Source organism: Vibrio sp. FF266 (assembly GCF_041439695.1).
In the GTDB taxonomy this organism is placed as follows: Bacteria; Pseudomonadota; Gammaproteobacteria; order Enterobacterales; family Vibrionaceae; genus Vibrio; species Vibrio tasmaniensis_A.
The window spans coordinates 141,054-154,336 of record NZ_JBGOOO010000006.1; the positions used below are offsets into that span (position 1 = coordinate 141,054).

General features: G+C 43.8%; 14 protein-coding genes. 8 read left to right on the forward strand and 6 right to left on the reverse strand.

Annotated features, from left to right (window positions below):
- Nucleotides 1-27: 27 nt before the first annotated feature.
- The 4 genes from ACED59_RS07285 to ACED59_RS07300 form a co-directional block, all read right to left on the reverse strand.
- The gene (locus ACED59_RS07285; protein ID WP_017097438.1) at nucleotides 28-768 is read right to left on the reverse strand and encodes an SDR family oxidoreductase; all 741 of its coding nucleotides are present in this window, start codon (nucleotides 766-768) and stop codon (nucleotides 28-30) included.
- Complete coding sequence (locus tag ACED59_RS07290; RefSeq protein WP_017097437.1) at nucleotides 768-2,327, reverse strand: cryptochrome/photolyase family protein; 1,560 nt, start codon at nucleotides 2,325-2,327, stop codon at nucleotides 768-770. Before ACED59_RS07290 ends, ACED59_RS07285 begins: the two co-directional genes overlap by 1 nt.
- Nucleotides 2,324-3,706: a DASH family cryptochrome gene (locus ACED59_RS07295; protein WP_017097436.1), complete on the reverse strand. Its 1,383-nt coding sequence runs from the start codon at nucleotides 3,704-3,706 to the stop codon at nucleotides 2,324-2,326. The genes ACED59_RS07290 and ACED59_RS07295 overlap by 4 nt, the downstream gene beginning before the upstream one ends.
- Before the next feature lie 237 nt (nucleotides 3,707-3,943).
- Nucleotides 3,944-4,366: a universal stress protein gene (locus ACED59_RS07300; RefSeq protein WP_017097435.1), complete on the reverse strand. Its 423-nt coding sequence runs from the start codon at nucleotides 4,364-4,366 to the stop codon at nucleotides 3,944-3,946.
- A 243-nt stretch (nucleotides 4,367-4,609) separates the two neighbouring features.
- On the opposite strand from ACED59_RS07300, the gene ACED59_RS07305 reads away from it, so the two are divergent.
- From ACED59_RS07305 to ACED59_RS07320, 4 genes are all read left to right on the forward strand, one after another.
- A complete protein-coding gene (locus ACED59_RS07305) occupies nucleotides 4,610-5,740 on the forward strand; it encodes a PcfJ domain-containing protein (protein WP_017097434.1) in 1,131 nt (376 codons plus the stop codon).
- A 24-nt stretch (nucleotides 5,741-5,764) separates the two neighbouring features.
- Nucleotides 5,765-5,899, forward strand: coding sequence for a hypothetical protein (locus ACED59_RS07310; RefSeq protein WP_009846853.1), 135 nt, complete (start codon nucleotides 5,765-5,767; stop codon nucleotides 5,897-5,899).
- Between the two features lie 64 nt (nucleotides 5,900-5,963).
- A complete protein-coding gene (locus ACED59_RS07315; protein ID WP_029223869.1) occupies nucleotides 5,964-6,422 on the forward strand; it encodes a GNAT family N-acetyltransferase in 459 nt (152 codons plus the stop codon).
- 243 nt (nucleotides 6,423-6,665) lie between these two features.
- Nucleotides 6,666-6,920 (forward strand): DUF3297 family protein, encoded by a 255-nt coding sequence (locus tag ACED59_RS07320; protein WP_029223190.1) that lies wholly within the window; start codon nucleotides 6,666-6,668, stop codon nucleotides 6,918-6,920.
- A gap of 105 nt (nucleotides 6,921-7,025) precedes the next feature.
- On the opposite strand, the gene ACED59_RS07325 is transcribed toward ACED59_RS07320, so the two are convergent.
- Both ACED59_RS07325 and ACED59_RS07330 read right to left on the reverse strand, forming a co-directional pair.
- Nucleotides 7,026-7,526: a hypothetical protein gene (locus tag ACED59_RS07325; protein WP_017097433.1), complete on the reverse strand. Its 501-nt coding sequence runs from the start codon at nucleotides 7,524-7,526 to the stop codon at nucleotides 7,026-7,028.
- A 177-nt stretch (nucleotides 7,527-7,703) separates the two neighbouring features.
- On the reverse strand, nucleotides 7,704-8,423 hold the full coding sequence (locus ACED59_RS07330; RefSeq protein ID WP_029223868.1) for a membrane lipoprotein lipid attachment site-containing protein: 720 nt from the start codon (nucleotides 8,421-8,423) through the stop codon (nucleotides 7,704-7,706).
- A gap of 554 nt (nucleotides 8,424-8,977) precedes the next feature.
- Here ACED59_RS07330 and glpT point away from each other — a divergent pair.
- From glpT to ACED59_RS07350, 4 genes are all read left to right on the forward strand, one after another.
- Nucleotides 8,978-10,351, forward strand: a complete 1,374-nt coding sequence (gene glpT / locus ACED59_RS07335) for a glycerol-3-phosphate transporter (protein WP_017097431.1) — start codon at nucleotides 8,978-8,980, stop codon at nucleotides 10,349-10,351.
- 78 nt (nucleotides 10,352-10,429) lie between these two features.
- Nucleotides 10,430-11,485 carry a glycerophosphodiester phosphodiesterase gene (gene glpQ, locus ACED59_RS07340; RefSeq protein WP_017097430.1) on the forward strand — a complete coding sequence of 352 codons (1,056 nt, stop codon included), beginning with the start codon at nucleotides 10,430-10,432 and terminating at the stop codon, nucleotides 11,483-11,485.
- Nucleotides 11,486-11,747: 262 nt separating this feature from the next.
- Nucleotides 11,748-12,212: an ASCH domain-containing protein gene (locus ACED59_RS07345; protein WP_017097428.1), complete on the forward strand. Its 465-nt coding sequence runs from the start codon at nucleotides 11,748-11,750 to the stop codon at nucleotides 12,210-12,212.
- A 96-nt stretch (nucleotides 12,213-12,308) separates the two neighbouring features.
- The gene (locus ACED59_RS07350; RefSeq protein ID WP_029223866.1) at nucleotides 12,309-13,253 is read left to right on the forward strand and encodes a D-2-hydroxyacid dehydrogenase family protein; all 945 of its coding nucleotides are present in this window, start codon (nucleotides 12,309-12,311) and stop codon (nucleotides 13,251-13,253) included.
- The last annotated feature ends 30 nt before the right edge of the window (nucleotides 13,254-13,283 follow it).

Sequence of the window (13,283 nt, forward strand, 5' to 3'; positions counted from 1 at the left end):
CTCATGAAAGACGGCCACTGATATTAACTACCACTTTAACTGCTCACCATCGTAAGCGTAGAAGTGCCCACTTTTGTCCGGCGTGGCAGTGCGAATAATATCGACCAAGTGATGGGCGACATAGCTCGACTCAAACAACTTACCCTCAGGGACATTGGTCTGAAAAGGCTTCGATAAAGCCGTGTCTGTTGTGCCCGGGTGTAGCGCTAATACTGTGCCTTTCTTTATGGTGCGTTGCCATTCAATCGACATGGTTTTGATGAACATGTTGAGTGCCGCTTTCGATGAGCGATAGCTATACCATCCACCTAATCGGTTGTCTGAAATGCTGCCGACTTTGGCTGATACCACGGCAAATTTTGGATTGTCACTGGCTTTGAGAATCGGCGTGAAGTGCTTGGCCAGTAACAAGCTAGGCAGGGTGTTTACCGAGATGTTTTTCAGAAAGAATTCTGGGTCGATAGAGGACAAATTCTTTTCCGGACCAAGGTCTGGCGTATGAAGCATACCCACGCAGTTTATCAACCAGTCCAATTTTTCAAACTGTTTGCTGAGTTGCTCAATATCAGCTTCATTGGTTGCATCGACTTTGTGCCAGTTCAAACGACTGTTTTCTAGTTCTGGCTGTTGAGAGTGGTAAGTCGCGTCTACATGCACATCAAGAAAATCAAAGCGAGACAGCTCAGACAGCAGGTGCTTAACCACAGCGAAACCAATACCGCCACTCCCACCAACAACTAGTATGTGTAATCTGAGTTGCTCAACCATTATAAATTCTCCAAGTTTGTGATTCGTTGCTCTGCGGTCTCGAGTATCGCTTGTTGGTCTTGTTCATCCATATTGTCCCAAGAGCGATATAACATGCCCATGCGTGGGTTACGGTTTAACGCATCGCGGTGCTGGTTCATAAAGCGCCAGTACAAGCTATTGAAAGGGCAAGATTGCTCTCCGCTGCGTTCTTTTATCTTGTAGTGACAGCCTTTGCAGTAGTCACTCATACGGTTGATGTAAGAACCGCTGGCAGAGTATGGTTTGGTTCCGACGATCCCGCCATCAGCAAAAAGTGCCATACCTCGCGTATTCGGCATTTCGACCCACTCAATCGCATCAACATAAATACCAAGGTACCAACTATCAACTTGATCCGGAGCAATGCCCGTAATTAAGCAGAAGTTACCGGTGATCATGAGCCTTTGAATGTGGTGCGCATAAGCAAAGTCGAGGGATTGATCAATCGCGTGCTTCATACAATTCATCTTGGTTTGCCCATCCCAAAAATAATGAGGCAACTGACGGTCTGCTGCGTAATGGTTTTTGTTGGCGTAAGCAGGCATGTTCGACCAATAAACGCCACGTATGTATTCTCTCCAACCTAGAATTTGGCGTACGAACCCTTCAACTTGCGTAATATCGATAGTGGGTGCGTTTGGCTTAGAAGAGGACTGATAAGCCGACAGCGCTGCATCAATCACTTCTTTGGGGCTTAGCAGTTTGCTGTTCAACGAAAAGGAGAGGCGACTGTGATACAAACTCCATTTTGAATCGTGCTCGGTCGTCATTGCATCTTGAAACTGGCCGAATAGCGGCAAACAGACTTGGCAGAAGTGAGCAAGAAGAGAAAGACTTTGCGCTCGGTTGACTGGCCATAATAACTGATCACCAACTTCACCAATGGTTTGAACTTGATGATGCTCGATGCGTTTTAAAATCTCAGAAATATCGTTGGAAAACATTAATGGTTGCGGCAAGTTGTCGATGTCTTGCTTCTTGAGTTTCTTGCGATTGTTTGCATCGTAATTCCATTTTCCGCCAACCGGTTTGCCATCGTCGAGCAGGATGTCAAAGCGCTTTCTCATTCGACGATAGAAGTGTTCCATCATGATGTGTTTGTCTTTAGGAAACTGGGTTTCAATCTCGTCAAACGGAAACAGGAAGTGCTCGGAATCGCTACAGCCTTTGGTTACCCCAGTTAACTTCAGCTTTGCCAATTGTTGGAGAAGTCGATATTCGTCTGGCTGTTGGTATTCAAATTTTTCAGCAGCAAACTCGTGGACATAGTGTTGCAATAGAGCATCGAGATTTTCAAATTGAGTCGTGTCATCCAGAGTTAGGTGGAGTACCTGATGACCTTGTTGTTTGAGCTCGTCGGCAAAGTAGTCCATCGCAGAGAAAAAAGCGGCCACTTTTTGGATGTGCGATGCAACGTAGTCAGTCTCTTGCTTGAGTTCGGCAATGATATAAATGACGTCGTCATCAACCTGTTGAAACCAAGAGTGCTGGACATTGAGTTGGTCGCCTAAGACAAGGCGCACGGTTTTGAAGTTCATAACACATCCTGATTGTTAGTTAAGACAGGTTCTTTGTTGCTCGTATTCCACTTGTTTATAAATATATGGTCTGGGTCATACATATCGGTCTGCCTAGACAAGTCGAAATGGTGTGATTTGGGTTGTGCTTGGTTAGCATTCTTTTGTTTCTTGGTTTGGGTGTTTACTTGAGAGTTCAGGGCTCCGGCTATATATGCCCAATTACCCCAGTTTGATGCCACGTCATAGTCGATAAGTTGGCTCTCAAAATAGGCTGCGCCGTGTCGCCAATCGCCACATAATTCGTAGATCAGACAGCTGGCTGTTAGTTGTCTTCCTCTGTTCGACATGTAGCCGGTTTCGTTAAGTTGACGCATACACGCATCGACAATCGGATAGTTGGTATTGCCACTTTTCCATTTGGCAAAATTCAGGTTCGATGTTCCCGAGGAGTTTGGGGTGTTGAGTTTTTGGTCTGAAGAATCACCGAATAACGATGAGCCCAGAGATAAGCATTTCCAATAGAAATATTCGCGCCACAACAACTCAAAGTAGATCCAATAGGTTGAATCGTTACAGCCATGTTCGGTTTCGAACTGTTTCAAATGGCGATAAATCGTTTTAGGCGAAACGCAGCCGAGTGCCAGCCACGGCGAGAACTTGGTTGAGTTTTCGATGCCGTCAAATGCGTTTCGAGTCTGCTTGTAGTTAAGGGCGTAATCATGTGAAAAGTAGTTTTCTAAATGCGCTAGTCCTCCGTCTTCGCCACCCAAATAATCGTTTGTTGCTGCTCTTTCGATATTTGGAGAACTGGATAATGGGATTGCTGTTGTTTGTGCTGGTGTCACTGCTGGTGGAAGCTGCGCAATAACCGTCTCGTCGCTATTAAGGTTCAAGTGTTCGACTAGCTTTCTAAATTTGGTAAACGAGCTCGGGACTTTTGATAATTCAAACGGCAGATCATGCGAGTCAAACAAGGTGGAGTTATGCGGCAAGCATGTTATCAAGTCAGGGTGACGACGGTGTACTGAATGAATCAATTGTCGCTCGTCGTGACCGCAGTGTGCATTGGCGAAAAAGTGGGTGACGTGTTGTGTAGCAATGATTTGGCTGAGTGCATGCTCGACTACGTCTGGTTCTAAATGATTACTGTGAATCACGACAAGTTGCTGCCCAAGCCTCACTAAATTCGATTCTAAATTGTCTAACGATTGTGAAACAAAACTCTGGCGATGTACGCCATAATTTTGCTCTTGCGCGAAATCAGCAGAGAAACGAACCAAAGTGGGTTCGACAGTCACGCAAATGAGTTTATCGACGCTCTGTGCAGCGCAATCGAGCAATTGATTGTCGTTGATTCTTAAGTCGTTTGTAAAAAGATAGAGACCAATCTTTTTCATTACTTACACTCGTGATTTGTTAATTATTAGACGCTTACGAGTTGATAAGCTGACAAGATCACAAATGATTTCAGCAAGTGAGTGATAGTTGGATTGGGGTAAACAAGAAGATTGAAGAGGGGATGTAAGCCAACCAATAATACCGATAGAGGCTGGCTATTGAAGCCTGGCTTTAAAAGCCAAAACAGCTATTTTTTAAGAGCGATAGTCTTTAGGAACCGTGGGGCTCTAGAAGCTCTAGTCCATAGGAACGACGAGTATGTCGACGGGAGAAGAGTCTATCAATTGCTTTGAGTGCGAGATGATCTTATGCCAAAAATCATGGTGATGACCACAAAGCATTAAGTCAATGTTGTGCGTTTTCACGGCATCCTTGAGTTTGTCATTCAAATCACCTGTACCTACAAAAATATGCTGAATCGGCTGTTTAGCGTAAGCCTCAAACTCTCTTAAGTGTTTTATCGCATCTTCATTGACAGGTAAGTCACCATTATTTTGCTGAATATCAACGAGTTCTGGGTAGATTTCTCCGTGAGTACCGTCGATATAAACAAACGAAAGTTCCGTTTCTAGTTTGTTCGCGAAGAAGGTTGCTCTATCAATGAGTATTTTCGAGTCATCAGACATTTCAAGTGCGACCAGAATATGTCGGTATTCCATAATTAAAGCCTCTTGTTATTAGTGATGTTACAAGCATAGTTTCTATCTAAGTAAATGATATCGAAGAGGTCTCATATTGCGTAAAATCATCATTCAAAGATCTTCTAAGTACTCTCGTATTTATATCGCTTTGATTGATAAGAAATTTACAAAAGGTTGTTATAGTGACTTTAGACCGAGCTTTGTTTTTTTTGCTATTAGATAAGCTCGATAGTTCAACGCGCCATTAACGAAGAGGCATCAATGACAGCACTACTTACCATTCCCACTCGCACATTAGGCTTTGATTACGATATTGAGATCAGTGATTGGTCGCAAAAGCTCGTGGGCTTTCATGTGTTTGAAGATGGTAGACGACCGCTCGATGGTGGTATTGGTTTAAGCCTCAACCTCGTTGAGCAGTTTGATGTGAATGGTCGTTGGTTAGATTCATTGCCAGCTCGTTATCGTGAGATAACCGATGATTTCCCAGAGTATCAATACCAGATGTTGTGGCTCGCGGCGAACACTTATGAGGCGGCTCAATTGCTTGAATTAAGGCCGGTTATCTTGGCGTTAATCTGCATGAAACACAGTGTCGATAACAAGAAAGCATTGGAACTGAGTCGTCTAGGGCAGAAGAGAATCTTAACCAAACTGGGCTTAGACGGCAGTAAAGCGACCCTAAAATTCATCGATAAGCTAGAGCTTCATTACAACGTCGGTGATGAGCTTGACCACATTGTACGAATTCTCGAACCCCTGCAAAGACGTGTTCTTAAATTCAAGCATTACTCCAAAGTTGGCTACACAGCGCTGCGTTTGGATCAGGTTCATCCGTTTCTAACCGGCAGTCGATTGGGTATTGCGATGGTGGAAGAGGGCAGGCTTAATGCGCCTTCAAAAATGGCAATGTTCCAAGATGCGATATTGTTAGGACTAGATTTGGAGATGGATGATCCATTACGCGCCATTACCAGCCAGAACTCATTTGCGATGTTCGAACAACTTCACGATAGATGGACAGAGCAACGTCAACTGCGTCGTTTAGAGGGTAACCGCCCAATGGATAAAGACATTCCTTATCCGGTTCCTTTGCTAGGTAACGACAATATTCATCCGCTTACTGATTACTACGACCTTGAAAAAGAAGGCATGGAGCAAAAACACTGCATTGGTGTTTATCACAATCGAATCATGAGCGACCGCTATGTGGTATTCCGCATGTTCAAACCTCAGCGTTTAACCATAGGTTTACGTCGTGTCCCGAGCAAAGCGTTTCCGTTTGAAATTGACCAAATTTGCGGAAAACGAAATGCACCACCGTCGGAGTCGGCTCGCCAAGTCATCCATGACTGGTTAGAAGCGAGTAAGCAAAAGTACCCTAAGCAATAGCCATGAAGTAGAAGGAATAGCAGGATGTTTCAACAAGGCGATTTATGTCCGCATTGTGGTTTGATTATTGTGATGCCAACAGATTTGCAAGCCGAATGCTTAGGGTGTGGCGAAGAAATCAATCAAGACCCTGCAGACGATTACGACGAAGAAGAGTAACTTTACCTACACTAATATAAACCAAGGTTAGGATGGCCGTATTAGCCCTTCAAAGGATGGACAAATGCAGAAAGTAATCTTTAGAAATTGCGATGAAAACTCACCTTATTGGAGTGAGTTAGAGGGCTTATTTCAAAGCGAATGGTGTAATTTCAAGTTTAAAGATACCTATAAAGAAAACGTAAAACTCCCTCCAGTAATAACAGTACTTCGCGATAATGTAGTCATTGGTGGCTTGGCATATTCCCATTTTCAGGAACCTCATCAAGTTCGGGATGTGGTTTGGATTAATGCTGTTTATGTTGATGCTCAATGGCGTGGCCAAGGTATTGCAAGTGAATTGATTAATCGTGGTGTTGAACAAATGCCAGACTATTATCAATCCCAACCCTCGAAAGATTCAACGTCTAAGTTGTACGCCTACACCAATATTGCGCCTTTGTATCTTTCTCTCGGTTGGTCAATCGTCGATATCGAATCAGAACCGAACCATAAAGTGATGAGTATTGAACTTAATCGATAAGTTCGGAATAAAAACTTTGATATTAGGTTATCTGCCTTTCGAGTAATGAAGCTCTCTCTTTCATCAACAATGCATAACTCTGTTAAATTTTCGTTGAAACTCATGCCTATATCGCCTTTAAATCAAACAACTCGCTGTTGATTAAAACGATCTCTACGATTTATTGCACCAGTTGTTGAGCACTAAGCCTATATTGACTAGAATGACGCACTTTTTTTATTTACGTACATACAGGTAATGAACATGAGCGATACTAATTCAAGACCAGCTTTACCAGATCATCTTGCAGGTAACCCACGCAGCCCACACCACGTGGCTGAGTGTTTCGAATACCCAATCGGCATTCGTCTAAATGGTAAAGAGCGTACTGATGTTGAAGAATACTGCATCAGCGAAGGTTGGGTTAAGATCCCTTCTCCAAAAGCGCTAGATCGTTTTGGTCAGCCAATGCTTATTACTCTTAAAGGCACAGTAGAAGCTTTCTACATCGAAGATTGATCACTTCGTGTAACTCGATAATGTCGAGTACAAAACGCTGTTTATATAGAAGGGTCTAGAGAAATCTAGGTCCTTTTTGTTTGCGTATGATTCCTTAAGTCGACTTTACCATGCGATACCTGCACCAATCGAAAACTCGACGTCTTCACCTTCTGCTTTATCAAAACCTGCGGTTACAACAAAGCCACTGTCCATAATATAGGTTGCATCTAAGCCACCGACTTGTTTGGTTGAGCTATCAGAGAACTCGCGGCTATCTAAAGTGACGTCCGTGTGGGTACGCTTGATCCCGTAACCTGGCGTGATGTACAAGTTTTCGGTGATACCAATAGGGGCGTGAAACTGATATTCGTTGTCGCGTTGTTTGTATTCGTACGATTCTTCATCTTCGTTATAAGCCGAGCGAGTAAACTCGATGCCATAACCTATGCTTCCCGGACCACGATATTTGATGTAAGAAGCAGACCAATCTCTCCACCCTCGTTCAGCTGATAGGCCAAATGTTATCGCAGTTTCTTCTTGGCTTTGTTCATTGGCTTGTGCGTTAGACATAGTGAACAGCAAGACAGCGGCTAATGTCAGAAGGGGGAACTTTTTGATGGTCATTGGATCTCTCGCTTATGTATACAAAATATCGGCGAATTCAAAGTACTGAATGCCAGTAAATTAGTAACCTAGTCCGGATCTTCCTTGAGCTTTTTAGTTATGTATTCTTGGTTGATGCTTGATCGGCATCCTCTTGGATTTGAGGATGCCTTTTTGATATGGGATTGGTGATAAGTATTACTTCAAAGTACGTAGCTTATTAACCTGCATTTTTGCTCGCACTTTGGTGGCTTGTGCTTGCGACGGCAAGTTGTCTTTAACCTTGTTTTTAATGTCTGCGACAGGGATGAAGTTCCACTGACCGTCGTGATACTTAACCACAAATGTTTCACGGTTCATTTCTTCACGGAACACCCAAACACCATCGTCGAGACGCTTAAAGTCACCAACTACATTGCCGTTCGTACCTCGAATAGTCCAAAAGGTATGTTCAGTATCAAGATAAGACTTCTGCTCACCTGAGATCATCTTGTCTCCAGAGCTAACTTTGACATAGTTATCACGAATGATGATTTCACCAACACGCTTATCATCCACGTAGATGCTGTATAGCGTTTCGTTATCATCAGAACGTTGTTTTACGGCGCTTATATGAGCTTCACCTGTGTCTTTATTAAAAAATGGTACATCACCGATATCTGGGATGTAGACGAAGCCTAGATCAGCTTGTTCAATGGTATCAGCAATGTTTTTTGAATCATCTTTGCCATATCCAGGGTCGATATTCTCAAACCCATTGTCGACATCACTATCAGAGTCGCCGTTTCCAAAACCTGGGTCAATGTTTTCGAAACCATAGTCACCATCAAATTGAGGTTGTGCCGGTTCAGAACCACTGCCAGATGAACAACCTGCTAAAACAGCAGTAAGAACGAGTGCGATAAGTGATTTGTTCATGATATTTCCTAACGTTTGTTGAATTCGTAAGATGCTCACTGACTAACCTCACTACTAGGTGATGGGTACACACCTTGTGTATAGACATTGCTGCATCGCTTGAGATGTACAATAAACAACCTTGGTAATTCGATAAATAAACGGAAAGAAATACAAAACATCACCATTGGCTATGTATTGCTAGTTATACGCATTGCCGATTGCGATGTGCGACTTATCTATTCACATTAATTGGGCGCAAAGAGGTTGATTCTGTTTACAATTTTTTAACTTAATTGCATATCCTTGTTTGAAAAGTTCGATATTTGCTCACTCGAAAGATAGTTTTCTATACAAGCGCACTCTGCACTCAAGAACAACACAAACAAAAACATGAAGCGCAGTCTAATTAAATGAAACTAATGTGCTGTATTTAAAGTTATTTTTTGTTAATAACCACCTCTATCACAGAAATTAATTCTGAAGCACATACAATTCCCTTGATTTCGAATGAGCGCTAAATTTTTCGTTCGAGCATTTAAATTCTTCCTTCGCCCAATAATTATGAGGTTCCTATGTTTGGAATATTCAAACCTATGGCGCATATCGATCGCTTGTCATCAGATAAGATCGATAGCACCTACACACGACTACGATGGCAGCTGTTTCTCGGCATCTTCGTTGGCTATGCGGGGTATTACTTAGTCCGTAAAAACTTTAGTTTGGCGATGCCTTATCTCATTGAACAAGGTTTTAGCCGCGGAGAACTAGGGGTTGCATTAGCGGCGGTATCTATCGCTTACGGCTTATCTAAGTTCTTAATGGGCAGTGTTTCTGACCGTTCTAACCCCCGATACTTTCTCAGCGGTGGCTTGTTAATGTCGGCATTGGTCATGTTCTGCTTCGGCTTCATGCCATGGGCGACAGGCAGCATCACTGCGATGTTTATCCTGCTGTTCTTGAATGGTTGGTTTCAAGGCATGGGCTGGCCAGCTTGTGGGCGAACCATGGTTCACTGGTGGTCACGAAAAGAACGTGGTGAGATCGTATCGGTATGGAACGTTGCTCACAACGTGGGTGGCGGTTTGATTGGCCCAATGTTCTTGTTGGGGCTGTGGGCTTTTAACGACGATTGGCGAACCGCTTTTTATGTTCCTGCATTTTTTGCCACTCTCGTTGCTGTCTTTGTTTGGTTTACTGTAAGAGATACACCTCAATCTTGCGGCTTACCACCGATTGAAGAACACAAAGATGATTACCCAGACGACTACGATACGTCTCATGAGAAAGAAATGACGGCGAAAGAGATCTTCTTTAAGTACGTTTTCTCTAACAAGCTGTTGTGGTCAATCGCGATTGCTAATGCGTTTGTTTACCTTATCCGTTATGGCGTACTCGATTGGGCTCCGGTTTACTTAAAAGAAGCGAAAGACTTCTCTGTAGATAAATCCTCTTGGGCCTACTTCCTGTATGAGTGGGCAGGTATTCCTGGCACGTTATTGTGTGGTTGGATTTCAGATAAATTATTCAAAGGTCGACGCGCTCCAGCAGGGATCCTGTTTATGGTTCTCGTAACTGTCGCAGTGTTGGTGTATTGGTTGAACCCTGCGGGTAACCCAACGGTTGATATGTTGGCACTGATTGCGATTGGCTTCCTTATTTATGGTCCAGTAATGCTAATCGGCTTGTATGCACTTGAACTTGCACCAAAGAAAGCGGCAGGTACGGCGGCAGGTCTTACTGGCTTGTTTGGTTACTTAGGTGGCGCAGTTGCTGCCAATGCGGTGCTTGGTTTCATGGTTGACCATTACGGCTGGGATGGCGGCTTCATGATTTTGGTCGGAGCTTGTGTTGCTTCAATAATTTGTCTGCTTTACGCCTTCCTCGGTGAGCGTGCGCACCATAAACAAAAAGATCTCGAACGAGAAAAAGAAGCGCTAACTCAGTAGTTTATTAGCTGAACCACACCATACTAATAACAACAGAGACAGGTATATCCAGCTTCTGTTTTATCAAGGGAAACAATAATGAAAACAACGTCACTGTCTCTGACCTTATTAGCCCTAAGTTTATCTGCAAATACGTTCGCCGATCCTTTAGTGATTGCGCATCGCGGCGCTTCTGGTTATTTACCTGAACACACATTACCCGCTAAAGCGCTCGCTTATGCGATGAAACCCGACTACATCGAACAAGATGTAGTGATGACTAAAGACGACCAATTGGTGGTTTTGCATGATCATTATTTAGATCGCGTCACTGATGTTGCTGACCGCTTTCCAGACCGTGCACGAGCAGATGGCCGTTACTATGCGATTGATTTTACGCTTGCCGAGATCAAGTCATTAAAGGTGACCGAAGGCTTTAACTTAGATGAACAAGGCAACAGAGTTGCAGGGTACCCAACGCGCTTCCCAATGTGGCAGTCTGATTTCCGTGTCGCTACATTTGCAGAAGAAATCGAACTGATCCAAGGCTTAAATAAGACCTTAGGTTATGACGTGGGCATCTATCCTGAAATTAAAGCACCTTGGTTCCATCGTCACGAAGGCAAAGACATCTCCAAAGCTGTGCTTGCGACCTTGCATCAATATGGTTACCTATCAAAAGACGACAAAGTGTATTTGCAGTGTTTTGACGCCAATGAACTCCAACGCATCAATGATGAACTCATGCCTGCGATGGAAATGGATCTTAAGCTCGTTCAGTTGATGGCTTATACAGATTGGAATGAAACCATGACGTACCAAGGCGACAAAGCAACGCCGTACAGTTACGACTGGATGTTTGAAGCTGGTGGCATGAAAAAAGTGGCGACTTATGCGGAAGGAATAGGCCCTTGGAAGCCAATGTTGGTGGATGATGCATCGACCAAAGATAACATCATTATTAAACCGTTAATGAAGTCAGCAAAAGACGCGGGCTTAGATGTTCACCCGTACACGTTCCGTGCCGATCCGGGAAGAATCCCAGCTTATGCTGATAACTTTGATGGCATGTTGGATGTCTTCTACAACCAAGTCAAAGTCGATGGTGTGTTTACTGACTTCCCAGACAAAGCGGTCGACTTCTTGAACCGTTAATATCCTGCTAATTACGAGCGACTAGTAACGAGATATTCAGAGCCAAAAGCATACTCTAAAGCTGTTTTTGGCTCTTCTTTTGATTTTTTAGCTTTCTTGTATTGGCCTCGAAATCCTTCCGATATTCTTCTTTCTCAGCCCACATTTTGATATTCACTCGGTTTACAGCAATAACCTGGCTTGATAGGTTACTCCCAATGCAGCCAGATGCTTAATCTATGAGTATTTATCGGCTCAACCTAATATTGAATTTGGAAAGATCATGGAAGAAAGAAGCAAAGCTTATCTCGATAGCTACCTCAACACATTGCCAGCAGAGGTTGCCTCGCAATACACCTCCTTTAGTGCCGACTATTACTGTGCTGATGAATATAACGCCAACCTATGTGCTCAGTTAATTCTCAAGGGTGAAAAACAAGCGTCTTGCAGCCTTGAATATTGGTACAGCCATGAAGGCGAGACGAGACCAGTAGTTGGTCACTTGCAAGTCGTCACTGACTGGGATGGCAAGCCAGTTTGCATTGTAGAGATCACTTCAGTCTCACAGTGCAAATACAACGAGGTGACGGCGGAGTTTGCTGCTGCAGAGGGCGAGGGTGACAAAACACTAGAATGGTGGAGAGAAGCTCACTGGAATTTCTTCTCAAGTGAATGTGAAGAGCTCAAGATCTCACCAAGTGAAGACATGTTACTTATGTTGGAGCGTTTCAAAGTGGTTTATCAATAGTGAAGTCCCTGTGAGTGCTATGTTGAATCTCGAGGTATGGCACTTTAGTCTTCATTTGAACAATACAAGATAACTAACAATCACAAGGAGAGTGATGTGAAAATAGCGATATTGGATGACTACCAGAACGTTGTAAAAGACCTCGATTGCTTCAACAAACTCGAACAACACGATGTGACTGTATTTACCGAGACTTACTCAGAGGAAGAGCTCGTCGCTAAGTTGGTCCCGTTTGAAGCCATTGTGCTCATTCGTGAAAGAACCGAGATCACCGAATCTTTGTTATCGCAGCTCCCAAACATCAAGCTGATTAGCCAGACGGGCAAAGTGAGTAACCATATCGACCCGCAAATGTGTGAACGATTTGGTGTTACCGTGTTAGAAGGCCGGGGCTCGCCAGTCGCCCCCTCTGAATTATGCTGGGCGTTGATTATGGTTGCATCGCGCCACATTCCTACTTACGCGTCAAACCTTAAGCAAAACCAGTGGCAAGATTCTGGCTCACTAGGGTTAGGTCGAACTTTAAAGGGCTTGAAGCTTGGTATTTGGGGCTACGGCAAAATCGGCAAATGCATTGCACAATATGCGCAAGTATTTGGGATGTCTGTCGTAGTGTGGGGTAGCCAAGCTTCACGCGATCAAGCGCAAGCAGATGGTTTTGAAGCAGCAACAACCAAACAAGACTTCTTCCGAGAAGTTGATGTGCTTTCTTTGCATTTGCGTTTGAATGATGTGACCAGAGGATGTGTTACGGCACACGACCTCAGCTTGATGAAGCCGAACTCACTGCTTGTGAACATCAGCCGCGCGGAGTTAGTCGAACCGATGGCTCTGTATCATGAACTACGCGAGGTACCGACCAAAACAGTCGCTATTGATGTGTTCGATTGTGAGCCAGTAACAACAGACTCCGAACCGCTATTGTCCTTACCAAACGTCACTGCAACTCCACATTTGGGCTATGTTGAACAAAATAGCTACGAACTCTATTTCGATATCGCCTTCGACAACATTCTGTCCTATCAAAAGGATGACATATAGCGATAGAATCTGCCCAAAGCAAAAAAAGGT

Bases quoted from the DNA above. Each gene is read 5' to 3' on its own strand.
- ACED59_RS07285 (WP_017097438.1), bottom strand. From the start codon at position 768: ATGGTTGAGCAACTCAGATTACACATACTAGTTGTTGGTGGGAGTGGC.
- ACED59_RS07290 (WP_017097437.1), bottom strand. From the start codon at position 2,327: ATGAACTTCAAAACCGTGCGCCTTGTCTTAGGCGACCAACTCAATGTC.
- ACED59_RS07295 (WP_017097436.1), bottom strand. From the start codon at position 3,706: ATGAAAAAGATTGGTCTCTATCTTTTTACAAACGACTTAAGAATCAAC.
- ACED59_RS07300 (WP_017097435.1), bottom strand. From the start codon at position 4,366: ATGGAATACCGACATATTCTGGTCGCACTTGAAATGTCTGATGACTCG.
- ACED59_RS07305 (WP_017097434.1), top strand. From the start codon at position 4,610: ATGACAGCACTACTTACCATTCCCACTCGCACATTAGGCTTTGATTAC.
- ACED59_RS07310 (WP_009846853.1), top strand. From the start codon at position 5,765: ATGTTTCAACAAGGCGATTTATGTCCGCATTGTGGTTTGATTATTGTG.
- ACED59_RS07315 (WP_029223869.1), top strand. From the start codon at position 5,964: ATGCAGAAAGTAATCTTTAGAAATTGCGATGAAAACTCACCTTATTGG.
- ACED59_RS07320 (WP_029223190.1), top strand. From the start codon at position 6,666: ATGAGCGATACTAATTCAAGACCAGCTTTACCAGATCATCTTGCAGGT.
- ACED59_RS07325 (WP_017097433.1), bottom strand. From the start codon at position 7,526: ATGACCATCAAAAAGTTCCCCCTTCTGACATTAGCCGCTGTCTTGCTG.
- ACED59_RS07330 (WP_029223868.1), bottom strand. From the start codon at position 8,423: ATGAACAAATCACTTATCGCACTCGTTCTTACTGCTGTTTTAGCAGGT.
- glpT (WP_017097431.1), top strand. From the start codon at position 8,978: ATGTTTGGAATATTCAAACCTATGGCGCATATCGATCGCTTGTCATCA.
- glpQ (WP_017097430.1), top strand. From the start codon at position 10,430: ATGAAAACAACGTCACTGTCTCTGACCTTATTAGCCCTAAGTTTATCT.
- ACED59_RS07345 (WP_017097428.1), top strand. From the start codon at position 11,748: ATGGAAGAAAGAAGCAAAGCTTATCTCGATAGCTACCTCAACACATTG.